This is a genomic window from Streptomyces griseomycini (genome assembly GCF_014203535.1).
GTDB lineage: Bacteria > Actinomycetota > Actinomycetes > Streptomycetales > Streptomycetaceae > Streptomyces > Streptomyces griseomycini.
In genome coordinates this window covers 393916-417296 of record NZ_JACHJI010000004.1, presented here as the reverse complement: position 1 = coordinate 417296, position 23381 = coordinate 393916, and the positions used below count along the sequence as shown (strand labels likewise).

23 protein-coding genes are annotated in these 23381 nt (G+C 74.8%); 13 read left to right on the top strand and 10 right to left on the bottom strand.

Annotated elements, in window-relative coordinates; genetic code table 11:
• Positions 1–575: 575 nt before the first annotated feature.
• Entirely contained in the window at positions 576–971 is a 396-nt protein-coding gene (locus tag FHS37_RS13615) for a hypothetical protein (protein ID WP_184820700.1), read from the top strand.
• Between the two features lie 247 nt (positions 972–1218).
• Here FHS37_RS13615 and FHS37_RS13610 read toward each other — a convergent pair whose 3' ends face one another.
• The gene (locus FHS37_RS13610) at positions 1219–1515 is read right to left on the bottom strand and encodes a hypothetical protein (RefSeq protein WP_184820698.1); all 297 of its coding nucleotides are present in this window, start codon (positions 1513–1515) and stop codon (positions 1219–1221) included.
• Positions 1516–1700: 185 nt separating this feature from the next.
• On the opposite strand from FHS37_RS13610, the gene FHS37_RS13605 reads away from it, so the two are divergent.
• Positions 1701–2543 (top strand): slipin family protein, encoded by an 843-nt coding sequence (locus tag FHS37_RS13605; RefSeq protein ID WP_184820696.1) that lies wholly within the window; start codon positions 1701–1703, stop codon positions 2541–2543.
• A 90-nt stretch (positions 2544–2633) separates the two neighbouring features.
• The gene (locus FHS37_RS13600) at positions 2634–4046 is read left to right on the top strand and encodes a PhoX family protein (RefSeq protein WP_184820694.1); all 1413 of its coding nucleotides are present in this window, start codon (positions 2634–2636) and stop codon (positions 4044–4046) included.
• An 84-nt stretch (positions 4047–4130) separates the two neighbouring features.
• Here the strand turns inward: FHS37_RS13600 and FHS37_RS13595 are convergent, their stop codons facing one another.
• Both FHS37_RS13595 and FHS37_RS13590 read right to left on the bottom strand, forming a co-directional pair.
• On the bottom strand, positions 4131–4616 hold the full coding sequence (locus FHS37_RS13595; protein WP_184820692.1) for an SRPBCC family protein: 486 nt from the start codon (positions 4614–4616) through the stop codon (positions 4131–4133).
• Positions 4613–5011, bottom strand: a complete 399-nt coding sequence (locus FHS37_RS13590; RefSeq protein ID WP_184820690.1) for an ArsR/SmtB family transcription factor — start codon at positions 5009–5011, stop codon at positions 4613–4615. The genes FHS37_RS13595 and FHS37_RS13590 overlap by 4 nt, the downstream gene beginning before the upstream one ends.
• A gap of 111 nt (positions 5012–5122) precedes the next feature.
• On the opposite strand from FHS37_RS13590, the gene FHS37_RS13585 reads away from it, so the two are divergent.
• The 4 genes from FHS37_RS13585 to FHS37_RS13570 all read left to right on the top strand — a co-directional run bounded on the left by FHS37_RS13585 (position 5123) and on the right by FHS37_RS13570 (position 8535).
• Complete coding sequence (locus FHS37_RS13585; protein ID WP_184820688.1) at positions 5123–6646, top strand: FAD-dependent oxidoreductase; 1524 nt, start codon at positions 5123–5125, stop codon at positions 6644–6646.
• A 95-nt stretch (positions 6647–6741) separates the two neighbouring features.
• Positions 6742–7587: a polysaccharide deacetylase family protein gene (locus FHS37_RS13580; protein ID WP_184820686.1), complete on the top strand. Its 846-nt coding sequence runs from the start codon at positions 6742–6744 to the stop codon at positions 7585–7587.
• A gap of 18 nt (positions 7588–7605) precedes the next feature.
• Positions 7606–7785, top strand: coding sequence for a hypothetical protein (locus FHS37_RS13575; RefSeq protein ID WP_184820684.1), 180 nt, complete (start codon positions 7606–7608; stop codon positions 7783–7785).
• 33 nt (positions 7786–7818) lie between these two features.
• The gene (locus FHS37_RS13570; RefSeq protein WP_184820682.1) at positions 7819–8535 is read left to right on the top strand and encodes an aminoacyl-tRNA hydrolase; all 717 of its coding nucleotides are present in this window, start codon (positions 7819–7821) and stop codon (positions 8533–8535) included.
• On the opposite strand, the gene FHS37_RS13565 is transcribed toward FHS37_RS13570, so the two are convergent.
• Both FHS37_RS13565 and FHS37_RS39305 read right to left on the bottom strand, forming a co-directional pair.
• Positions 8477–9631: an MATE family efflux transporter gene (locus FHS37_RS13565; RefSeq protein ID WP_229889841.1), complete on the bottom strand. Its 1155-nt coding sequence runs from the start codon at positions 9629–9631 to the stop codon at positions 8477–8479. The two genes, FHS37_RS13570 and FHS37_RS13565, sit on opposite strands and share 59 nt — an antisense overlap.
• Before the next feature lie 45 nt (positions 9632–9676).
• Positions 9677–9970, bottom strand: a complete 294-nt coding sequence (locus FHS37_RS39305) for a hypothetical protein (protein WP_229889842.1) — start codon at positions 9968–9970, stop codon at positions 9677–9679.
• A gap of 429 nt (positions 9971–10399) precedes the next feature.
• Here FHS37_RS39305 and FHS37_RS13560 point away from each other — a divergent pair, with 429 nt between their 5' ends.
• From FHS37_RS13560 to FHS37_RS13550, 3 genes are all read left to right on the top strand, one after another.
• Complete coding sequence (locus tag FHS37_RS13560) at positions 10400–11734, top strand: MbnB/TglH/ChrH family RiPP precursor modification enzyme (RefSeq protein ID WP_184820680.1); 1335 nt, start codon at positions 10400–10402, stop codon at positions 11732–11734.
• 138 nt (positions 11735–11872) lie between these two features.
• Positions 11873–12700 (top strand): TIGR04222 domain-containing membrane protein, encoded by an 828-nt coding sequence (locus tag FHS37_RS13555; RefSeq protein WP_184820678.1) that lies wholly within the window; start codon positions 11873–11875, stop codon positions 12698–12700.
• An 87-nt stretch (positions 12701–12787) separates the two neighbouring features.
• Positions 12788–14452: an alpha/beta hydrolase gene (locus FHS37_RS13550; protein WP_184820676.1), complete on the top strand. Its 1665-nt coding sequence runs from the start codon at positions 12788–12790 to the stop codon at positions 14450–14452.
• On the opposite strand, the gene hemQ is transcribed toward FHS37_RS13550, so the two are convergent.
• Both hemQ and hemG read right to left on the bottom strand, forming a co-directional pair.
• A complete protein-coding gene (gene hemQ, locus FHS37_RS13545) occupies positions 14453–15184 on the bottom strand; it encodes a hydrogen peroxide-dependent heme synthase (RefSeq protein WP_184820674.1) in 732 nt (243 codons plus the stop codon).
• A 5-nt stretch (positions 15185–15189) separates the two neighbouring features.
• Positions 15190–16647, bottom strand: coding sequence for a protoporphyrinogen oxidase (gene hemG, locus FHS37_RS13540; RefSeq protein WP_184820671.1), 1458 nt, complete (start codon positions 16645–16647; stop codon positions 15190–15192).
• A gap of 180 nt (positions 16648–16827) precedes the next feature.
• Here hemG and FHS37_RS13535 point away from each other — a divergent pair, with 180 nt between their 5' ends.
• Positions 16828–17832 carry a DUF4349 domain-containing protein gene (locus FHS37_RS13535; protein WP_184820668.1) on the top strand — a complete coding sequence of 335 codons (1005 nt, stop codon included), beginning with the start codon at positions 16828–16830 and terminating at the stop codon, positions 17830–17832.
• Positions 17833–17880: 48 nt separating this feature from the next.
• Positions 17881–19278 (top strand): FAD-dependent oxidoreductase, encoded by a 1398-nt coding sequence (locus tag FHS37_RS13530; protein WP_184820666.1) that lies wholly within the window; start codon positions 17881–17883, stop codon positions 19276–19278.
• Between the two features lie 18 nt (positions 19279–19296).
• On the opposite strand, the gene FHS37_RS13525 is transcribed toward FHS37_RS13530, so the two are convergent.
• Positions 19297–19617, bottom strand: coding sequence for a hypothetical protein (locus FHS37_RS13525; RefSeq protein WP_184820664.1), 321 nt, complete (start codon positions 19615–19617; stop codon positions 19297–19299).
• A 132-nt stretch (positions 19618–19749) separates the two neighbouring features.
• Between FHS37_RS13525 and FHS37_RS13520 the strand changes: the two genes are divergently transcribed.
• A complete protein-coding gene (locus tag FHS37_RS13520; RefSeq protein WP_184820662.1) occupies positions 19750–20562 on the top strand; it encodes a rhomboid family intramembrane serine protease in 813 nt (270 codons plus the stop codon).
• A gap of 180 nt (positions 20563–20742) precedes the next feature.
• Here FHS37_RS13520 and FHS37_RS13515 read toward each other — a convergent pair whose 3' ends face one another.
• Positions 20743–22140, bottom strand: coding sequence for a M20/M25/M40 family metallo-hydrolase (locus tag FHS37_RS13515; RefSeq protein ID WP_184820660.1), 1398 nt, complete (start codon positions 22138–22140; stop codon positions 20743–20745).
• Positions 22140–23354 carry a GTPase HflX gene (gene hflX, locus FHS37_RS13510; protein WP_184820658.1) on the bottom strand — a complete coding sequence of 405 codons (1215 nt, stop codon included), beginning with the start codon at positions 23352–23354 and terminating at the stop codon, positions 22140–22142. The genes FHS37_RS13515 and hflX overlap by 1 nt, the downstream gene beginning before the upstream one ends.
• Between the last annotated feature and the right edge of the window lie 27 nt (positions 23355–23381).

Sequence of the window (23381 nt, the reverse complement as noted above, 5' to 3'; positions counted from 1 at the left end):
GGGCCGGAGGCGTGATCCGGCGGTTCCGTACCCGGGGGCGGTGGCGGGAGACGCCGCAGGGGCCCGGCGCTCGGCCGACCGCCGCAGCGCCTCGTACCGGCGGGCACGGCGCGTCGGTCGACGGGTGCGGTTGCCGTCGGGGTCGGCGACGACGAAGGTGCCGCCGGACACGACCGGGGTGTCGGTGCGTACGGCTGCGGTGAGGCGCCTGGGCCGGCCGAAGGAGCGTCATGTCCGCTGGGAGTTCTTCGGAGCCGCTGCTCAGTCCGGTGTCCGCCGACCACGGGGCAGACGAGCGGGTGGACCGGAATGCGGCCGAAGAGGCCCCGGGGACCGGCCTCCCGAACGACTGCAAGGCGTTCATGTCCGTCTACGGCGCGGGGGACGCCGGGGAACGCGGCGTCCCGCTGCCGCGCGTTGCACGCCGGTCGTCCAGGAGGTACGACGATGTCCGAGGTGGTCGACGTCGACGACGGATGTCAGGCGTCGGTTCGACGACCGCGGCCGACGCGTGCTCATCGGCCGCCCCGGCACCTCCTTGCCGTCCCGATGCCCCGGCCTGCGAGAGTGGTCCCATGCTGCTGGATCCCGAGAACACCCTGTTCGTCCGTGGGGCCACGCCCGTGCTCCTGCTGGCCGGCGCGCCCGTCCACGACGCCCTGCCGCTCCTGACCGCGCCGGACGGCGCGGTGCCCCTGTGCGAGGGCTGGAGCATCGTTCCCCGACTCACCCTGTGCGTCGTGGACGGGCCCGGGGACCACGGGCTCGTCGTCCCCGCTCTCGCCGCGCCGGTGGTCGGCGGAGCCGACGACGGCACGGCACCGAGCGGCATGGGCGACTGGTGCGCGGACGCCGAGCGGGCCGGCGGAGCGGTCGTCCTGTCGTTGGACCGCCTGCCCGAGGCACTCGACTGGTCCGCCCTGCTGTCCTCGGACACCGCCCGCGGCGGCTTCGTGCCCGCCCCGGCCTGACCGCGGAAGCGTCGGCCCCGCCGAGCGGCACCGCGCCTGCCGGCCCTGCGAGCCCCGAACCCCTGGCTTCCTCGCCCCGGAGCGACTTGGACGGGCACCTGACCTCGAGCTGCTGCGGTTCTCACCTGCTCCGGTGGTCCGTAGGCACCCGTGCCTGCCCGCCGCTGCGCACCGGCGTGGTCACGCAGTCGGACGCTCACCGCTGTCGCGAGGGCACGGGGCCGTACGGCTCACCGGGGGCGTGGCGTCAGCCTGACGTCTTGCAGACGATCGCTGTGGCAGCGAAATCGGGCTCCCTGCCGGTGTAGGCGGTGAGGCCGCGCTCCGGGTCGGCCGTCGGCGTCGGCGTCGGCGTCGGGCATTCCGGGGCAGAACTCGATGACGACGGCTCCGGCCGGGGACCCGACGTCGGCTCGATCCCATCGTTGATCGATTCCGTGAACGACCAACCGGCGACAGTCAGCACGAGCCAACCGCCGACCAGCCACCCCTTCGTGCGCCCGCTCATCACGCCCCCCGTCCGGAACCCCACGGCGAGCAGCAAGTCTGCCAGCCGAACGGCATCACGCCTCACGGACCACCGCGTCAGGGGAGGAGCCGGGTGACCTCCCTCCGGAGGCCGGCCCGTCGGGCACGACGCGGACGGCATGGCCCAGGACCGGATACCGGGCATATCGTTGCATGAGCGGATGCAAGTGTACGCAGCGGACCTCTGGACGGGAGGTCGTCATGCTCGAGGAGCTGCTCACCGCGGCCGTCACGGTCGGTGCCACGGGCACCGTCTACCTCGCCGCGGCGGCCCGGGTCGTCAAGCAGTACGAGCGCGGGGTGGTCTTCCGCCTCGGCCGGCTCCACGGTGACGTGCGCCCGCCCGGGTTCACCCTCGTCGTACCCGGCGTGGACCGGCTGCGCAAGGTCAACCTGCAGATCGTCACGATGCCGGTGCCGGCCCAGGAGGGCATCACCCGGGACAACGTGACCGTGCGGGTCGACGCGGTCGTCTACTTCAAGGTCGTGGACGCGGCGGCGGCGATCGTCAACGTCGAGGACTACCGGTTCGCGGTCTCCCAGATGGCGCAGACCTCGCTGCGGTCGATCATCGGCAAGAGCGATCTGGACGATCTGCTGTCCGACCGCGAGAAGCTCAACCAGGGCCTGGAGCTGATGATCGACAGTCCGGCGGTCGGCTGGGGCGTGCAGATCGACCGCGTCGAGATCAAGGACGTCTCCCTGCCCGACACGATGAAGCGGTCCATGGCCCGCCAGGCCGAGGCCGACCGCGAGCGCCGCGCCCGCATCATCAACGCCGACGCCGAGCTCCAGGCGTCCAGGAAGCTGGCCGAGGCGGCCCAGCAGATGGCCCAGACGCCCTCCGCGCTGCAACTGCGCCTGCTGCAGACGATCGTGGCGGTCGCCGCCGAGAAGAACTCCACCCTCGTGCTGCCCTTCCCGGTGGAGCTGCTGCGCTTCCTGGAGCGGGCCCAGCAGACACCGGAGCGGGCCCAGCAGACACCGCCCGGGCACGCGGTGGAGGCCCTCGGGGAGCCCGGGGACCGCGCCCCCGGTCCGTGACACGTGCTACGCGCGTGGTTCCCGTGATCCGCACCAGGTGATAGACACGGCGGGGTCACAGTTCCTGTCCGCCAGCAGGAAGGTTTCCCCATGTCTGAAACCGGGTCCACCGCCGGGTCCGCCACGGACTCCGGCTCCCCCGCGACACGACGTCAGGTGCTCGCCCGGTCCGGTGCCCTAGGGATCGGCATCGCGTTCACCGGCGCCCTCTCCGAACTGTTCGCCGGCACCGCCGCCGCACAGGGCCTCGGGCACGGCGGCTACGGCCCCCTGGTCCCCGACCCCGACGGACTGCTCGACCTGCCGGAGGGTTTCCGCTACCGGGTGCTCTCCCGCGAGGGCGACCGACTGCGCTCCGGCGAGGGTCCGGTCCCCTCCAACCACGACGGCATGGCCGCCTTCGCGGGCCGGCACGGCCGCGTCCACCTCGTCCGCAACCACGAGAACCGCGCCACCGGCCGGGTCCCGGTGCCGGCGGTCGAGGGCCTGACCTACGATCCCGCGGGCAAGGGCGGCTGCACGGCGCTCACCCTGGACTCCCGCGGCAGGGTGCTGTCCGAACGGGTCGCCGTGGCCGGCACGGCCGTCAACTGCGCGGGCGGGCCGACCCCTTGGGGTACCTGGCTGACCTGCGAGGAGACCGAGGACAAGGCGGGCACCAACGGCTACGCCAAGGACCACGGCTTCGTCTTCGAGGTCGACGGCGCCGACCCGCGCCGCACGGGTGCCGTACCCCTGACCGCGATGGGCCGCTTCCAGCACGAGGCGATCGCGGTGGACCCGAAGCGGGGTGTCGTCTACGAGACCGAGGACGCCTTCCAGCGGCCCTTCGGCCTGTTCTACCGCTTCCTGCCGGACAAACCGCTCGGCGGCACCGGCTCGCTGCGCGCGGGCGGCCGGCTCCAGGCGATGCGGGTGCCGGGGGTGCCGGACCTGTCCTCGATCCGGGAGACGGGCGCCCGCTTCGACGGCGTCGAGTGGGTGGACGTACCGGACCCGCAGGCCGTCCACACCCCCATCCGCCACCAGGACTTCGGGCCGAAGGGCATCACCCACGCCCAGAAGCTGGAGGGCTGCTACTGGGGCGGCCGCTCGGTGTACTTCGTGTCGTCCTTCGCCCGCAGCGCGGAGGGTTCGGCGGGCGACCACTACGGGCAGATCTGGCGCTACGACCCGGACCGGCGCCGGCTCACCCTGGTGGTCGTCTTCGGTCCGGACACCGATGTCCAGCTGCCCGGCGAGTCGCCGGACAACATCTGCCTCGCCCCCGGCGGCGGTCTGATGGTCTGCGAGGACGGCGGCGGCGCCCAGCACGTCTACGGCGTCACCCGGCGCGGCGAGGTCTACGCGCTGGCCCGCAACCGCCAGAACACGGGTACGCCCGAGGACCCGGAGTGGGGCGAGTTCGCCGGGGTGGCCTTCTCCCCGGACGGCCGGACGATGTACGTCAACTGCTACGACCCCGGGACGACGTTCGCGGTGACGGGGCCGTGGCGCAGATGACCGCGTGACGGCCCGGCGGCCGGGACGGGAGGGCTCCGCGTCCTCCCTCCCGGCCGTCCGCCTCGGTGCGGGCGGGCGCGGCGGTCAGCCCGCCAGCACGTCGTCCATCTGCCCGACCGACGCCGTCAGCCCCTCGACCATGCCCATCTCGGTCAGCCGGTCCATCTGCTCCCGGCTGTCGAAGACCGAGCGCAGCTCCATCCGGGTCCCGCCGTCGTGCCTGGTGAGGGTCATCCGCACCGAGGTGGCCGGCATCCCGGGGTCCGGCTTGCCGTCCTGGCCGGAGAAGCCGTCGGTGAACTCCAGCGAGGTCGGCGGCGCCACCGAGGTGACCCGCCACCAGCCGCCGTGCTTCTCGCCCTCCGGGCCGGTCATGAAGTACCTGACCTCCCCGCCGGGCGTCAGGTCGTGCTCCTCGAAGGTCGCCGGATAGGTGGGCGGTCCCCACCAGCGCTCCAGCAGCCGCGGGTCGGCCCACAGCCGCCACACCCGTTCGACCGGGGCGGTGAAGTCGGCGATCAGGGTGAGGGTGAGGTGGTCGACGTCCTTGTCCACGCTGGTGACGGTCATCCGTCCGGTCCTTTCCTCGTGTTGCCGTCGGGGCCGGCTTCGGCGTCGTCGTCCGCGAGCAGGCCGGACATCCGGTCCACCCGCGCCCGCCAGGCCGACTCCAGTCCGTCGAGGGCCTGCCGCGCGCGCCCCACCGCGTCGGGATCGGTGCGCACGAGCTGCTCCCGTCCGCGTCGCTGCTTGGTGACCAGACCGGCCCGCTCCAGCACCGTGACGTGTTTCTGCACCGCGGCGAAGCTCATCGGGTACGTCGCGGCCAGACGTGACACGGACAGCTCGTCCCGCACGCAGCGACGCAGTATGTCGCGGCGCGTCGTGTCGGCCAGGGCGTGGAACAGCCGGTCCACGGTCTCGTCGGCGCCGCCGGATCCGGCGGCCACTCCATCTACAACCATTTGGTTGTACAATAGTCCCGTCCGCCCCCGCGCGCAAGCGGAACGCGCGGACGGAGCAGGGGCCGAGCGGAGGGGGCCACTGAACCCGGCGCACCGGGGTACTCGACGCCCATGACGGAGAAGCAGCAGGTCAGCGGCTCGTACTGGCTCCAGACCGCACCGGGTGGCCGGCATGCCGCGCTGGCCGGGGATCTCGACGTGGACGTGGCGGTGATCGGCGGGGGGATCGCCGGACTGTGCACCGCGTGGGAGCTGACGCGGGCCGGAAGGAGCGTCGCGGTGCTGGAGGCGGGGCGGATCGCGGCCGGCGTCACCGGGCACACGACCGCCAAGGTCACCGCCCTGCACACACTGATCTACGACAAGCTGCGCCGCACCCGCGGCGACGAGGGCGCGCGCCTGTACGCCCGCTCCCAGTCGGAGGCGATCGAGCACCTCGCCGGCGTCGCGACGGAGCTCGGCGTCGACTGCGAGTGGGAGCGCCGCAGCGCGTACACCTTCACCGGTGACGCGGGCCGGGTCGAGGAGCTGCGCGCGGAGGCGAGGGCCGCGCGGGAGGCGGGGCTGCCGGCCTCGTTCACGACGGAGACCGGGCTGCCGTTCCCGGTGGCGGGCGCGGTCGAGGTGACCGGCCAGGCGCAGTTCCACCCGCGCAAGTTCCTGCTGGCCCTCGCCGACGACCTGGTGGCGCGCGGCGGACGCGTCCACGAGGACACCACCGTCCTCGGCCTGGAGGAGGGCGAGCCCTGCCGCCTGTCCACCGCGTCCGGGGCCACGGTGACCGCCCGGGACGTCGTGGTCGCCACCCACTACCCGATCTTCGACCGGGCCCTGCTGTTCACCCGTCTCTCCCCGCGCCGCGAACTGGTCGTCGCCGGCCCCCTCCCCGCCGGCCAGGACCCCGAGGGCATGTACATCACCCCCGACGAGAACACCCACTCGGTGCGCACGGCCCCCTACGGCGAGGACGGCACCCGGCGCCTGCTCGTGATCACCGGGGAGCACTTCACCCCGGGCACCGGCGACACCCGGGCCCGCTTCGACCGCCTGGCCGCCTGGGCGCGCGAGCACTTCCCCGACATGGAGGTCACCCACCGCTGGGCCACCCAGGACAACGACCCCACCGACACCGTGCCGCTGGTCGGCCCGCTGCACCACGGCGCCCGGCACGCCTACGTCGCCACCGGCTTCGGCGGCTGGGGCATGAGCGGCGGGGTGATGGCGGGCCTGCTGCTCACCGCGCAGATCACCGGCGAGGAGTGCGCGTGGAGCGGGCTGTACGACCCGCGCCGGCTGGCTCCGGCCGTGCGCGAGGCGCCGTCCTTCCTCAAGACCCAGGCCGAGGTCGCCCGGCACTTCGTCGGCGACCGGCTGCGCCCCTCGCCGCCGGTGGAGTCCCTGCCCCCCGGCGAGGGCGCCGTGGTCCGCGCCGACGGCGACCGGCTCGCGGTCTACCGCGACGAGGACGGCACCCTGCACGCGGTCTCCGCCCGCTGCACCCACCTGGGCTGCCTGGTGAACTTCAACTCCGCCGAACGCGCCTGGGAGTGCCCCTGCCACGGCTCCCGCTTCGACACCGACGGCAAGGTCGTCCAGGGTCCGGCGACCCGGCCGCTGGAGCGCCGGGACATCTGAAGCGGCGCGGGAGCCGTACCCCGGCCGGGTGACACCGGCCCGCGCCCCGGCACGCGGCGCGACGAAAGGGGCAAATCCCATCATATCTTCGTACGGTGATCACACGTGTACGTCACGTGGCCGCGCTCTGTGCCCTGGGCACCGCGCTCACCGCCTGCGCCACCGTCCAGCCCCCGCAGCAGCGGCCCCGCCCCGCCCCCTCCTCCCCCGCCGTACGGTCGTCGCCGCCCACCCTCGCCCCGGGCCCCTCGGGCCTGACCCCGGTGTTCCGCAACGGCCCCCGCACCCCCGGCGACAAGGCGGTGGCGCTCACCTTCGACGCCGACATGACCGCCGACCAGGGCCCGAGGGCCGCGGCGGGCGAGCGCTTCGACCACCCGCGGCTGATCGCCGCCCTGCGGACGCTGGAGGTGCCGGCCACGGTGTTCATGACGGGCCGGTGGGCCGAGGAGTACCCGGACCAGGCCCGCTCCATCGGCCGGGACCCGCTGTTCGAGGTCGCCAACCACTCCTACAGCCACTACGCCTTCACCGCCGGCTGCCACGGCCTGCCGACCGTCCCCGCGGACCGGATGCGGGCGGACGTGGAGCGGGCGTACACCGCCTTCCGCGAGGTCGGGGTGGAGGACCCGATGCCGTACTTCCGCTTCCCCGGCGGCTGCTACGACCGGGTGGCGCTCAGGGCGCTGACCCCGACGGGCGTCACGGCGGTGCAGTGGGACGTGGTCGGCGGCGACGCGTTCGCCACGGACGCGGAGGCGGTGGCCCGGCAGGTCCTGGACGGGGTGCGGCCGGGTTCGGTGGTCGTCCTGCACTGCACGCGCAGCGCGGCCCCGACGACCGAGCGGGCGGTACGGACGATCGTCCCGGAGCTGCGCCGCAGGGGCTACCGGTTCGTGAAGGTCTCCGAGCTGATCGGGGCGGCGGACGGACGGGGCTGAGCGTCCTACGCTGGACACATGAGCGACGACGACTACTGCCTGATCGACGTGTCCAGGCCGCCGAAGGCCGACGGCCCGCCGTACGCGGAGTGCGTGCTGTGCCGGGAGCCGACGGAGTATCCGGAGTCGTACAAGGGCGTCACCCTGTGCCCGGTCTGCGAGTGGCGCGAGGCCGAGCGCACGTCCTGCTCGGGCTGACGGCGGTGCGCGGCCGCTTGGCAGACTGGACCCGTGAGCACTGATCAGACGCCTGCCGCCGACAGCCCCTTCCGCCCCGACCCGGGTGCCCGCGACGAGGCACCCCAGTTCGTCCTGCCCCTGGTGGTCCGCATCGAGCGGGCGGCGCCCCCGCCCCGTACGGACGCACTGGAGACGGCGGCCCGCGCGGTCCTGGTGATGCTGGCCGACGAGCGCTCGGTGGGCGAGGGCGAGTGGGCGCGGGCGGTGCGGGACTGGCAGGACGCCCGGATCCGCAAGGTGGTGCGCCGGGCGCGCGGCGCGGAATGGCGCCGCGCGGAGGCCCTTCCCGGCATCACCGTCACCGGCAAGTCGGCGGAGGTCCGCGTCTTCCCGCCCGTCCCCCTGGACGGCTGGCCCAAGGACCTGGCCCGTCTCCAGGTCTCCGGCACCGACCTCGACGACCCGGAGACCCCGCCCCCGGCGGACCCGGCCGCCCCCGTCCTCTGGCTCAACCCCGACCTGGACATGTCGGCCGGCAAGGCCATGGCCCAGGCGGGCCACGGCGCGCAGCTGGCCTGGTGGGAACTGCCGGACGAGGACCGCACGGCCTGGCACGCCGCCGGCTTCCCCCTCACCGTCCGCACCGCGGACCCGTCCCGCTGGGGCGACCTGGTGACCGGCGGCCTCCCCACCGTCCGCGACGCGGGCTTCACGGAGATCGCCCCCGGTTCCTGCACGGTGGTGGCGGACCATCCGGCGCTGCGGTGACACCGGGGGGCGACGAGCGGGACCCCTCGGTGGGGCCCGCAGGCGCGGCCCGGCGGACGCGGCCCCGGGACGGCGGGTCGCCGTCGCCCGCGCCCGGCTCGGGCGCCGCCAGTGCGGCGCTGCGGCGCCGGAAGGAGCGGGCCTGTCCGGTCGGCAGCAGGAGGTCGGCGCCGGTCAGGGAGAGCCGCAGCGCCTCCAGGCCGCCCGCGGTGCCGACGGGCAGCGCCACCAGGGCGAGCAGTCCGTAGCAGACCGCGAAGACGACCAGGCTGGGGACGGTGTGCCTGATGCCGATCAGTCCGAAGCCGAACACCGCCTGGACGGCGTCCGTCAGCACCACGAGGAGGACGACGGGCAGGAGGTCCAGCACCTGGTCCCGCAGGCCGGTGTCCTCGGTGAACAGCGAGACCACCGGGGTGCGCGCCGCCACCAGGAGCAGCGCCAGGGCGCGGACGGCGCACGGGGCCACCAGGACACCCGCCCGGACGCTGCGCCTGACCTCCCGTACGTCACCGGCCTCCACCGGGGCGGCCATGAGCGGCACGGTCGCCTGGCCCACCGCCACCGCCGCGCCGAACATGAGGTTCACCAGGGACAGGGAGATGCTGTGCACGGCCGCGCCGTCGGTGCTCACCCGGGCCGCGGAGAACGCGAGGACGCCCAGGACGGCGAACTCGACGAGCACGGTGGCCGCGAGCGGGACGCCGACCCCGGCCAGCTCGATCACCTCGCGCGGACTCGGACGCCCCGGCCGCAGCGACCTCCCGGCCGACACCGCGTGCCGGCGCAGCTGGAGGTGCGCCAGGGAGGCGTTGATCGCGCCGGAGGCGAGCATGGCGATGCCGGCACCGGGCAGACCGAGCCCCTCGAACGAACCGACGCCGCCCACCAGGACCAGCGGGAGCACGACGGCGGCGCCCGTGCCGGCCATCCCGGAGCGCATCACCGCCCTGCCCCTGCCGAGCCCGACGAGTGCGGACGTCGCGGCGGAGGCGGCCGACGTCACGAGCACGCTGCAGGCGAGGAGGTACGGGAAGGCGCCCAACGCGTCGAGGGTGGTCCGCGGCGCTCCGCCGGCCCTGCCGATCAGCGGCACGGAGGCGACCGCCGCGGCGCCCGGCAGTCCGACGCAGATCCCGAGTCACATGCCGTTGCGCAGGACGGGCAGCAGCTCGTCGGCGTCGTCCTTGTGGGCCGCCACGAACGGCACGACTCCGCGCATGGCCCCGGAGACCGCGGCGGTGGCCGGGCCGAACACGGCCAGCGTGACGGCGAGCGCCGCGAGCGAGGCCGTGGCGTGCCGTCCCAGGACGGCCGTGTCCACCAGGGACGCCGCGGACGAGGCGACCATCGTCAGGTAGAGCGGGAGTGCGGCACCGGCGATCCGCCGCGCCCTCTTCGCCCCCTCCGGGCCGGCCGGCTCGCCTTCAGCCATGGCTCCCGGTGTCCTCCCTCTCCTCCCTCACCGGCGGACGGAGGGCTCGGCCCTCTTGATCATGTCCATGATTCCGTCAGCGCGGCATCCGCCGCAGCAAGCCCGTTCCGCACCGGTCGTGTCCCCCCGTCGAGGCCGCGGGCCGTGGTCTCGCGGCCCGGGGGGCCGGTCTGCGGGAGCGGGCGGACGGCCCGGGTCCCCGGGGCCGGGATGAACGGCCGGCACCGGCCGCACGTACTCATCGGCACCGGACCCGGGCGGCCCGTCCCGAAGCTCAAATGTTGCTCTGAAGGTGTCCGCCACAGGGTTCGGGGGCCGGCTGCGGGGTCATACCCCCGTCACGTCCGGAGAGGACGTCCGGCGGGGGCCGGAACAGCCGGGTGACCGGGGAAGCCGGGTGACCGGGGAAGCCGGGTGGAGGAGGGGACGATGGTGCGACTGGGGACGGGGATCGGGTGGCGGCCGGAGATCGCCGGTGCCGTGGAGGGCATGCCGGGGATCGACTGGGTCGAGGTCGTGGCCGAGAACGTCTGCCCGGGGCATCTGCCCGAGTCGCTGACGCGGCTGCGCGGGCGCGGGGTGACCGTCGTGCCGCACGGGGTCTCGCTGGGGCTGGGCGGTGCCGAGCGGCCCGACGAGGGACGGCTGGCCGCCCTCGCCGAGCGGGCCACGGCTCTCGGGTCGCCGCTGGTCACCGAGCACATCGCGTTCGTGCGGGCGGGCGGGGCGCTGACCGCCTCGCCGCGGCTCGAGGCGGGGCACCTGCTGCCCGTGCCGCGCACCCGCGACGCCCTCGACGTGCTGTGCGAGAACGTCCGCATCGCCCAGGACGCGCTGCCCGTGCCGCTCGCCGTGGAGAACATCGCCGCGCTGATCTCCTGGCCCGGCGAGGAGATGACCGAGGGTCAGTTCCTGTACGAACTGGCCGACCGCACCGGCGTGCGGCTCCTCATCGACGTGGCCAACCTGCACACCAACCACGTCAACCGCGGCGAGGACCCGGCCGAGGCGCTCGCCGAACTGCCCCTGGAGGCCATCGCGTACGTCCACGTCGCCGGCGGCGTCGAGCGGGACGGCGTGTGGCACGACAGCCACGCCCATCCCGTCCCCGGCCCCGTGCTCGACGTCCTCACCGACCTCGCGGCCCGGGTCTCCCCTCCCGGCGTGCTGCTGGAGCGGGACGAGAACTTCCCGGAACCGGCCGAGCTGGAAGGCGAGTTGAGGGCCATCCGGGACGCCCTGGAGAAGGGTGCCGGTCGACGGGCCGAGGAGGAGGCCCGGTCGGGTGCCGCGGAGGCGGCCGCGGGTGCGCCTCCCGTCCGGCCGGAGGCGGAACGGGGGTCCTGCGGGCCCTCCCGGCAGCGGCTCGCCCTCGCGCAGACCGCGCTGCTGTCCGCGCTGGTCGCCGGGACGCCCGTGCCCGAGGGGTTCGACCGGGTGCGGATGGGGGTGCAGGTGCGGGCGCTCGCCGCGAAGCGGGCGGACGTCGTCGCCAAGGTCGCGCCCGAGCTGCCGGTGATCCTCGGCGGGGAGTACCGGGCCGACTTCCTCGCGTATGCGCAGGGGCAGCCGATGAGCGGGGGCTACCGGCAGGACGCGCTGGACTTCGCCGAGCACCTGCTGCTGGCCGGGCGGCCGGAAGAGGAGCGGGCGCGGCGCGAGCTGCGGGACTGGTGGCTGGAGCGGTCGGGTCCGAGGCCCCGGTCGCGGCGGCCGACGGTGCGGCTGGCCCGGGCGGCGCGGCGGGTGCTGCTGCGGAGGTGAGCCCGGCCGGAGCACCGGGCGCCGGCGTGCCGGGACGTCGGGGACGTCCCGAAACGGAACGTCACATACCGACAACACTCCGTCCGGATACTGAACAGGGCATGGTGCTTTCGTGACCGTGTCCTTTACAAACGACCCATGTTCTGGGTCCTCCTCCTGCTGCCGGCCTGGGCCGTCGCCGGCGCGGCGTGCACACGGCTGTGCCTGGCAGCCGTCCGGGCGGCGGCCGCCGATCCCGGTCCCGCCGCCGCGACCGACGGCGGGGAACGCGATCCGCGTCCGGCGCCCCTGACCCTGTACGAGGCCGCGTTCCTGTCCGGCGGCCCCCGGCGGGTCGCCGACGTCACGCTCGTCTCCATGGCGCGCCAGCGCCGCCTGCTGCTGGCGCACACCGGCTGGGCGACCGTGGTCGACCCGCGCGGGCGGGACGACGTGGAGCGGTCCGTCATAGGGGCGATCGGACCGGAGGGGCAGTCCCCCATCGCTCCGGTGCGGACCGCCGCGGCGACCGCGGACGCGGTGCGCGGGATCGCCGACCGGTTGGTCCGCGCGGGTCTGGCCGTGCCCGACGGCCACACCGGCACGACGATCGCCGACGCGGTCCGCCGGGTGCGGCTCGCCGCGCTGGCCGTGGTCGGGCTGGGCGCCGCCGCCCTGGCGCTGCCGGTCCCCCCGGACGTGCCGCGCCACCTGGTCGCCCTGTGGTTCGCCCTGCCGCTCGTCCTCGCGCTGAGCTGTCTGGCGATAGCCCGGTTCGAGGTCCACCCGTACTCGCGCTGGGCCTCCCCCGCCGGCCAGCGGCTGCTGGGGGCCCTGCACCGCGGGGCCGAGGGCGCCGGCGACGACCGCGCGTACCTCACCTCCGTCGCCGTGCGCGGCGTCCACGCGGTCGGCGAGCCGGACCTGCGCGCGGCCTTCGCGCACCGTGAGCACGGCAGCCGTTCCGGGGGCGAACGGGAGTACTGACGGCGACACCCGCGAACGGTGCTTGCCTCGGCCAACCATCGAACGAAACATCCCTTTTGTCGCCACCGTGCACCGAAGGGATACGCGATGAGAACCGCCGCCGTCCACGTGGCCGCCGGATCCTTGCTGCTCACCACCCTGGCCGCCGCCCCGGCCGGCAGCGCTCCCTCAGCGGCCGGGGAGGCCGCTCCCGCCGCCTCGGCCACCGCCCCCGGCGCGGCCGAGCTGCGCGGCACCGCGGTGGCCGCCGCGCGCGCCGCGCGTGAGGGCGTCGAGTTCGGCGCGTGCCCGGACGCGGAGGACCTGCCGGCCACCGTCCAGTGCGGCACGGTCGGCGTCCCGCTCGACTACGCCCGCCCGGACGGCAAGCGGATCGAACTCACCGTCAGCCGGGTCCGGGCCACCGGGAAGGACCCCGCCGGCGGCAGGCGCGAGGTGCCCCGGCAGGGCGCCCTGGTCTACAACCCGGGCGGGCCCGGCGCGAGCGGCATGGCCTTCCCGCTCCTCGGCGTGCTCCCGGAGTGGAAGCGCGTCGCGGCGGCCTACGACCTCGTCGGCTACGCCCCGCGCGGGGTGGGCCGTTCCGCGCCGCTGTCCTGCACGGACCCGGAGGTCTTCGCCGAGGGACCCACGAAGGCACCGGTCCACCCCTCGAAGGCGTACAAGCGGGAGCGCGTCGCGCGGGCCGAGGCGTACGCGCGCGGCTGCGCCGAGCGGACCGGCGACGCGCTGCGGCACTACCACTCGCTCAACAACGCCCGCGACCTGGACGTGCTGCGCGCCGCGCTCGGCGAGAACCGGCTGACGTACCTGGGCTCGTCCTACGGCACGTACATCGGGGCGCTGTACGCCACGATGTTCCCCTCCCACGTGCGGCGGATGGTGTTCGACTCGGCGGTGAACCCGGACCCGGAGCAGATCTGGTACCGCAACAACCTCGACCAGTCGGCCGCGTTCGAGGACCGCTGGGCGGACTTCCGGGCGTGGGTCGCCCGGCACGACGACGTGTACGGGCTGGGCGACACGCCGGGCGAGGTGCAGCGCGGCTACGAGCGGGCGCGGACGCGGCTGGCGGAGGAGCCGGCCGGCGGGAAGGTGGGGCCGGGGGAGCTGCAGGCGGCGTTCCTGCAGGCCGGGTACTACGACGACCTCTGGCCGCAGCGCGCGCACGCCCTGTCGGCGTACCTGGGGGGCGACCCCCGGCCGCTGGTCGAGCAGGCCCGGGCGTACCCGGAGGCGGCGGCGGAGGAGGAGAACGCGCGGGCGGTCTACCTCGCCGTGGAGTGCAACGACGCGCCCTGGCCGACGGACTGGGCGGTGTGGGACCGGGACAACACCCGGCTCGCGCGCCGGGCGCCCTTCGAGACCTGGAGCAACGTGTGGACCAATCTGCCCTGTGCCTCCTGGCGGGCGCCCCGGCAGCGGCCGCTGGACGTGCGCGCCGGGCGCGGTGAGCTGCCGCCGACGCTGATCCTGGCGGCCGAGCGGGACGCGGCCACTCCGTACGACGGTGCCCTGGAGCTGCGCCGCCGGCTGGCGGGTTCGGTGCTGGTGACCGAGCGGGACGCCGGCACCCACGGCGTCGCGGGCGGGCCGAACGCCTGCGTGAACGGACACCTGGAGGCGTATCTGCTCGAGGGGCGGGTGCCGGGACGGCGCGCGTCCTGCGCACCGCGCCCGGAGCCGGAGCCGGCGGGCGGGTCCGCCCGGAAGGTGCCCACCACCCGGCCCGCCGCCCGCCCGGCCGCCTGATCAGGCCAGGCCGGCGACCAGTTCCGCGACGTCCTTGCGGCGGCCCGTGAAGAACGGGACCTCCTCGCGGACGTGCATCCGGGCCTCCGAGCCGCGCAGGTGGCGCATGAGGTCGACGATGCGGTGCAGCTCGTCGGCCTCGAAGGCGAGGATCCACTCGTAGTCGCCGAGGGAGAAGGAGGCGACCGTGTTGGCGCGCACGTCGGGGTAGCCGCGGGCCATCTTGCCGTGGTCGGCGAGCATGCGGCGGCGGTCCTCGTCGGGCAGCAGGTACCAGTCGTAGGAGCGCACGAAGGGGTAGACGCTCACGTAGTCGCGGGGCGTCTCGTCGGCGAGGAACGCCGGGATGTGCGAGCGGTTGAACTCGGCGGGCCGGTGCAGCGCCATGTTCGACCAGACCGGCTCCAGCGCGCGGCCCAGCCTGGTGCGGCGGAAGAGGTTGTACGCCTCCTGGAGCTGGTCGGCGGTCTCGGCGTGCCACCAGATCATGAGGTCGGCGTCCGCGCGCAGGCCCGACAGGTCGTAGGTGCCGCGGATCACGACGTCCTTGGCGGCGAGCTGGTCGAACAGCTCCTGGACCTCGTCGGCGTACCCGGCGCGGTCCTCGGGCAGCACGTCCTTCAGCCTGAAGACGGACCAGAGGGTGTAGCGGATGACCTCGTTGAGGTCCTTGGCCAGCTTGCCCTTGTTCGGGATCCGGTCGGGGGCGGGGGTGGTGGCGTCGTCACTCATGTCCCTTATTCTCCTGCTCCTCCGTGAAGGCTTTGCACCGGGTGGGCGGTGAGCTCCTGCACACCGTGCGGGTCACCGTGGATCTGGTCGACGGCCGCGTACGCGCTCGCGACGCACGCGGGGATGCCGACGCCGTCGTAGGCCGCGCCGCACACGGCCAGCCCCGCGAGGCCCGCGAGGTGCTCGCGGACGCGGGCCACGCGCGCGTGGTGGCCGACGGGGTACTGGGGCAGGCCGTCGTCCCAGCGGGTGACGCGGGTGGCGACGGGGGCGGCGTCCAGGCCGGTGGCCGCCTTCAGGTCGTGCCGGGAGACCTCCACGAGGTCGGCGTCGTCGCGGCGGAGGACCTCGGTCTCGCCGTGGCGGCCGACGGAGGTGCGCAGGACGACCAGGCCGGGGTCCTCGTCGGCGATCCAGCCCCACTTGTTCGAGGCGAAGGTGGCCGCCTTGATCGTGCGGCCGTCGACCGGCGGCACCAGGAATCCGCTGCCCTCGGGCAGGCCGGTCTCCGCGCGGCGGTAGGCGAGGGTGATCAGCGCCATGGAGGCGTACTCGACCCCGGCCAGTTCGGCGGCGGCCCGGGGGGCCTCGGCGCGCAGGAGGCCGGCGGCGGCCGGGGCGGGGACGGCGACGACGACCGCGTCGGCGGACAGGGTCCGGTCCCCGGCGACGACCCGCCAGCCGCCCTCGGGGGTCCGGCGCAGCCCGGTGACCGGCGTGCCGGTGAGGATCTCCGCGCCGCGTGCCCGGACCGACTCGGCGACGGCGAGCGGGAGGGTGCCCACCCCGCCCTCGACGCCCATGAACACGGGACCGGTCTGCGGGGAGGCGGCGGACCGGGCCTGGATCTCGCGGACCCCCTCGGTCAGGGAGGTGTGGGTGCGGGCGGCCTCGAAGAGCTGCGGGACCGCCGAGCGCATCGAGATGCGGTACGCGTCGCCCGCGTACACCCCGCCCAGCAGGGGTTCCACGAGGCGGTCGACGACCTCGCGGCCCATGCGGGCCGCCACGTACTCGCCGACTGCCACGTCGTCGCCGACCTCGGTGCGCGGCAGGTCGGCGTCGCGCCCGATCCGGGCGAGCCCCTCGTCGGACAGCACGCCGGCGAGGGCGTCGGCGGTGCCGGGCACGCCCATGACGTGGCCCTTGGGCATGGGGCGCAGGGCACCGCGGGTCCACAGCGAGGCCGTCGCGGTGGCCGGGGGCCGGAGGCGGTCGGCGAGGCCCACCTCGCGGGCGAGGGCCACCGCCTCGGGGCGGCGGGCCAGCATCGACTCCGCGCCGAGGTCCACCCGCACGCCCGCGATCTCGCCGGGCAGCAGCTTGCCGCCGACCCGGTCCGAGGCCTCCAGCACCGTCACCCGCGCCCCGCGCTCCAGCGCCCGGTGCGCGGCGGCCAGCCCGGCGACACCGGCTCCGACGACGACGACCCGCCGGCCGGCGCCCGTATGTGATCCGCTCATGACTCCACCCTCTCAGACGCCTCCGGCGGTCCCACCAGGGCCGTCCGGCCCCGACCGGTCCCCGTCCCGTCCCCGCCGAGTCCCTACCGTGACCGCATCGGAACCGTTCCGCGCCAACGTCCCCCGCCCCTTCGGCGTCGTAGGAGCATCAGTCGTCACGATCCCGGGGGGAAGACCCAGATGCGCACACGACGATCCGTACGACCGGCCCACGCCCTGGCCGTGGTCCTGCTGTCCGCGGCCCTCGCGGTCGCCGGGTGCAGCGGCGCGGACGACGCCTCCGGCGGCTCCGCGGCCGCCGACGGCAAGGCCGCGTCCCAGGAGGACGCGCAGGCGGCGGCGCCGGAGGGCGCGAAGCAGGGCGCGCCCGGTTCCGGCGCGGACGGGGCGCCGCGGGCGACCACGCCGCCGAAGGCCCCCGCGCAGCACGTCATCCGCACCGCCTCGCTGACCGTGCGGGTGAAGGACGCCCCGAAGGCCCTGGACGAGGCCCGCGCCACCGCGGAGAACGCGGGCGGCTACGTCGGCGACGAGACCACCACCCGGGACGAGGAGGGCCACGAGCACACGCGCGTGGTGCTGCGCGTGCCCGTCGCGCGGTACGAGGAGGTCCTCGCCGACCTGGAGGGCGCGGGCGAACTCCTCGAACGCCGCGCGAAGGCGCAGGACGTCACCGACCAGGTGGTCGACGTGGAGAGCCGGATCAGGTCGCAGCGCGCCAGCGTGGCCCGGATCCGCGAACTGATGGACCAGGCGACCAGGCTCAGCGACGTGGTGACCCTGGAAGGGGAACTGAGCACCCGTCAGGCCGATCTGGAGGCCCTGCTCGCCCGTCAGGAGTCGCTGGAGGACCGTACGAGCCTGGCCACCGTCACCCTGTCCCTGTCCGAGACGCCGGTGGAGAAGGCCGCGAAGGACGACGACCCCGGCTTCGTGGACGCGCTCGCGGGCGGCTGGGACGCGTTCGTGACGATGCTGCGCTGGCTGGCGGTGGCGATCGGCGCGGTGCTGCCGTTCGCGGCGGTGGGCGTCCTGCTCGTCCTGCTGTGGCTGAAGGCCGTGCGTCCCCGGCTGCCGCGCCGGCCGGAGCGGGCCCCCGCGACGAGCGCCCTGGGCCCGCTGCCGGCGGCGCGGCCCGCACCCGGGCGGGCGCCCGACGGCACGGAGGGGGACGGGAACGCCTGACGGGCTCTCGGGCGGGCTCGAAATGCCCCGCCCCCGTAGCGTGTTCGCATGAGCATGAGCGATGCGCGGGGTGCGAGGGAACGCCTGGTCGTGATCGGCGGTGACGCCGCGGGGATGTCCGCGGCGTCACAGGCCCGTCGGCTGAAGGGTCCGGACGAGCTGGAGATCGTGGCGTTCGAGCGCGGCCACTTCACCTCCTACTCGGCGTGCGGCATCCCGTACTGGGTGGGCGGCGACGTCCCCGAACGGGACCGGCTGATCGCCCGCACGCCCGAGGAGCACCGCGCGCGGGACATCGACCTGCGGCTGCGCACCGAGGTGACGGAGCTCGACCTCGGCCGGGGGCGCGTCCGCGCGCGTGACGTGGATTCCGGCGCCGAGTCCTGGACGTCGTACGACAAGCTGGTGATCGCGACCGGCGCGCGGCCGATCCGTCCGGGGCTGCCCGGCATGGACGCCGCCGGGGTGCACGGCGTGCAGACCCTGGACGACGGGCAGGCGCTGCTCGACACGCTGGCACGCACGCGTGGTGGGCGCGCGGTGGTCGTCGGGGCGGGTTACATCGGCGTGGAGATGGCCGAGGCGTTGATCAACCGCGGTTACGAGGTGACGGTCGTCAACCGCGGCGAGGAGCCCATGTCCACCCTCGACCCCGACATGGGGCGCCTGGTGCACAGGGCCATGGAGGGCATGGGCATCACCATGGTCAACGGCACCGAGGTCACCGGGCTGCGCGTGGGGGACGACGGCCGGGTGCGGGCGGTCGTCACCGAGGACGCCGAGTTCCCGGCGGACGTCGTCGTGCTCGGCATCGGGGTGCGGCCCGAGACGGCCCTCGCGCGGGCGGCGGGACTCCCCCTGGGCGAGCACGGCGGGCTGCTGACCGACCGGTCGATGCGGGTGCGCGGGCAGCAGGACGTGTGGGCCGGCGGCGACTGCGTGGAGGTGCTCGACCTGGTCTCCGGGCAGCAGCGGCACATCCCCCTCGGCACGCACGCCAACAAGCACGGCCAGGTCATCGGCGCCAACGTCGGCGGCGGTTACGCCACCTTCCCCGGCGTGGTCGGCACGGCGGTCAGCAAGGTGTGCGACCTGGAGATCGCGCGCACCGGCCTGCGCGAGAAGGACGCCCGCCGCGTGGGCCTGCGGTTCGAGGCCGTCACCGTCGAGTCGACGAGCCGCGCGGGCTACTACCCGAACGCCTCCCCCATGACGGTGAAGATGCTCGCCGAGGTGCGCACCGGCCGCCTCCTCGGCGTCCAGATCGTCGGCCGCGAGGGCGCGGGCAAGCGGGTCGACATCGCCGCGGTCGCCCTCACGGCCGGCATGACGGTGGAGCAGATGACGGCCCTGGACCTGGGTTACGCGCCGCCCTTCTCCCCGGTCTGGGACCCGGTCCTGGTGGCGGCCCGCAAGGCGGCGGCGAAGGTCCGGGACGCCGGGTGAACCGGGGCCGGCGTGCGGCTACGCCGTCCCGTTGATCCGGTCGATCGCCTGGCGCGCCTGCTCGGCCGGGGGGCGGGCCGGCAGGGACGACACCGACGCCGGCGCCGCGGGCGCCACGGCCGGCGGCTGCTCCCCCGCCGGCCGGGCGTGCGCGGCGGCCCTGCGCAGGCGGTGGCTCACCGCCTCGTCCAGCGTGACCGGCCGCTGCATCTGGGAGGCGAGCCGCCCCGCCTCCTGGCCCAGCCGGGCGATGTCCTCCCAGGGCAGGCGCACCACGAGCGTGAGCTCGGCCTCGCCGTCGGGCAGCGCGTGCATCACGGGGGTCACTCGGTCGTTCATCGCCTGTTCCTCACGTCGGCCCCGCGGCCCCTTCCCCGCGCCGCGGGCGGTTGACGGGAGATACGCACGGCCGGACGGCGGTGTTCAGCGCCGCCGCGGATTCACCGGCCGCCGCCCGGGCACCTGGGGGACGTGGTCATCCCCGTCCATGACGTGAACCCCGCGCGGCGCACCCCCTGGGTGACGTACGCGCTGCTCGCCGCCAACCTCACCGTCTTCGTGTTCCTCACCCCCGGTGTCTCCGGTTCGCTGACGGGCGAGGGCGGTCTCGCGCAGCTGTGCGGCCTCCAGGCGTTCCTGGAGCGGTACGCGGTGGTGCCGCAGGAGCTGATCCACCACCGGATGCCCCGCCTGGTGCCCACCGGTGGGACCGGGGTGGGACCGCAGGGGCCGGGGTGCGTGGTGGGGCCGCCGGGCTACGACAAGGTCCCGGAGCTGAGCGTCCTGACGTCGATGTTCCTGCACGGCGGTTGGCTGCACCTGCTGGGCAACCTGCTCTTCCTGTGGATCTTCGGCAACAACGTCGAGGACCGGATGGGGCACGTGCGGTTCCTGCTGTTCTACCTCGTCTGCGGCTACGCGGCCGCGTACGGGTTCGCGCTGCTCAACGCCGACTCCGGCGCCCCGCTGATCGGCGCCTCCGGGGCCATCGCGGGGGTGCTGGGCGCCTATCTGGTGCTGTACCCGAAGGCACGCGTGTGGGTGCTGGTGCCGTTCCTGATCTTCCTGCCGCTGCGCCTGCCGGCCTGGACCGTGCTGGGCCTGTGGTTCGTGCTGCAGGCGGTGTACTCGTCCGGCGGGGGCGTCGCCGACGCCGGGACCGTGGCCTACGCGGCGCACGTCGTCGGCTTCGTCACCGGCATGCTGATCGCCTGGCCGCTGCGTCCGGGCACGCCGCCCCCGCCCGGACCGCGCGGTGTGCTCTTCGGGCGGCAGGCCCGGTAAGGACCCGCCGCACCAGCGGGCGGGACGAAGAGGGAGCCGGTCGATGCGCGGGGGTGAGGCCACGGTCCGGCATCAGCCCGCCGCCGATGGAGTGCTTTCCGCGCCCCGCCTGCTCCTGCGGCCGGAGACGGAAGAGGCCGGGGACGGCGACGGGACCACCGGCCACGTGTCCGTCGCCGTTCAGGTGCGCAGGCGGCCGGGGAGGTCCTCGAGCAGGTAGGCGAGTGTTTCCGCACCCTGGAGCAGTGCCTGCACCTCGGTCTTCTCGTCGGAGTCGTGCCAGTGGTCCTCGGGCAGGCCGGTGCCGTGGAACAGCGCGGTGGCACCGAGTGTCTCGGCGAGGAGGGCGGCGGGGGCTCCGCCGCCGTTGCGGATGCGCAGCGCCGGGCGTTGCAGGGTCCGGCTCATGGCGTCTTCGAGCGCGGACAGGGCCGGGTGGTCGGCGGGTGTGACGTAGGGGTCCTGGTTGGTGGTGGAGGTGGTCAGTTCGTGTTCGAAGCCGTCCCTGATCTGTTCGGCCACCCAGTGCCGCAGTTGCTTCATGACCTGCTCGGCGCTCTGGTCGGGTACCAGGCGCAGGGTGATGTCGGCGGAGGCGACCGCCGGGATGACGCCGCGGGCGGGATCGTCGGGGTCGCCGCCGAGCAGGGTGACGACCTCGGCGGCGGGGCGGGTCCACACGCGTTCCAGGACGCTGTGGCCGGCCTCGCCCTGCACGCTGCGGCTGCGGGTGCGCTCCAGCCACTCGTCCGTCTCGAAGGCGATCGCGGCCATGCCCCGGCGTTCCTCGGCGGACGGTTCCGCGACCGTGTCGTAGAAGCCGGGCAGGGTGATCCGCTCCCGGTCGTCGTGGAGCCGGCCGGCCAGGCGGCAGATCTCGGTCAGGGGATTGGGGGCGGCCCCGGCGACGACGCCGCTGTGCACGTCCCGGCGCGGTCCGCGCACCTCCAGGTGGGCGTTGACCGAGCCGCGCACACCGGTGCAGACCGCGGCCTCCTCCAGGGACCAGAGCATGGTGTCGGAGACGACGACCACGTCGGCCGCGAGCCGGTCGGCGTGCTCGTGCACCAGGTCGGCCAGGTGCGGTGAGCCGACCTCCTCCTCCCCTTCGATCAGGTACTTGAGGGTGACCGCGGGGGCGGTGCGGCCGGTGGCCTCCAGATGGGCGCGCAGGGCCCAGATGTGGGTCAGCACCTGCCCCTTGGCGTCCGAGGTGCCGCGCCCGTACATCCGTCCCTGCCGCAGGGCCGGCGCGAAGGGGGCCACCTCCTGCCACTCCTGGTCCTTGACGGCACGGACGTCGTGATGGCTGTAGACCAGCACCGTCGGCGCGTCGGGATCCTCGGCCGGCCAGTGGGCGAACACGGTCTGCAGGCCGTCGGTGTCCCACTCCTCCACGTCGGGGAAGCCGGTCTCCAGCAGATGGGCCTGCAGCCAGCGGGCCGACCGCATCACGTCCCGCTCGTGGGCGGGATCGGCGGACACGGACGGGATGCGGACCCAGGCCGCCAGGTCGTCCAGCAGCGTGTCGGCGCGGCCGTGCAGGTAGTCGTGGACGGCGGGTTCGGGTTCCTGCATCAGGAGCTTCCTTCGGTCTCGGCGGGCCTGCCGGTCCGGGGATACGGGGACGGCGCCTCCAGCCGGTCGCGCAGGGCGCCGCGGAGGTCGTCCAGCCCCTCGCCCGTGCGGGCGGACACGACGACTGCGCCGGGGTGGTCGCGCCGCAGCACGGCCATGTGCTCGGGCTCCGCGCGGTCGGCCTTGTTCAGCACCAGCAGTTCCGGCACGCCCTGCGCGCCGATGTCCCTCAGGACCCCGCGGACGGTGGCGATGTGCTCCGTGGCCTGCGGGGAGGAGGCGTCGACGACGTGCAGGGCCAGGTCCGCCTGCGTGACCTCCTCCAGCGTCGAGCGGAAGGCGTCGACCAGCTGGTGGGGGAGGCGGCGGACGAAACCGACGGTGTCGGTGAGGGTGTACGTCAGCCCGTCGGGGGTGCGGACCTGGCGCACGAGTGGGTCGAGGGTGGCGAACAGGACGTCGGCGACCTCGGCGTCCGCTCCCGCCAGCCGGTTCAGCAGAGCTGATTTCCCGGCATTGGTGTAACCGGTGATCGCCACGGAGGGGACGCGGTCACGGGTCCGGCGCCGCCGCGTCACCTCCCGTCGGCGGGCGGTGCGCCGCACCTGCTCGCGCAGGGTCCGCATGCGCCGGCGCAGATGGCGGCGCTGGATCTCCAGCCGCATCTCGCCGCGTCCGCGGACTCCGACACCCGCGCCGCCGGCCATCCGGCCGCCGCCGATGCGCGACATCTCGCGGCCGTGGCCGCGCAGCCGCGGCAGCTCGTAGGCGAGCTGTGCCAGCTCCACCTGTGCCTTGCCCTCGGAGCTGCGGGCGTGCTCGGCGAAGATGTCCAGGATCAGCCCGGTGCGGTCCACCACCCGTACCCCGGTGCCGTCCTCCAGGCCGCGCACCTGCGCCGGAGTCAGCTCGCCGTCGGCGATCACCACATCCGCGTGCCGGGTCTCGACCAGCTCCGCGAGTTCGCGCACCTTGCCCGAGCCGAAGTACGTCGCCGGGTCCGGACGGTCGCGCACCTGCACCATCCGGTCCGCCACACCGATGCCGTCGGTCGCGGCCAGGCTCTCCAGCTCGTCCAGGGACCCCCCGCCGGAAGAGCCGGAGCCGTCCGGGCCCGTGAGCCCGAGCAGGACCGCCCGCCACTGCCGCAGTCCCGGGTCATCCGCGCGGGTCCTCGCTCCGGGATGCTCACCGGTCAGCCATGTGCCTGGCATGATCGTCTCCGTTCCTGCCGAGGGCCG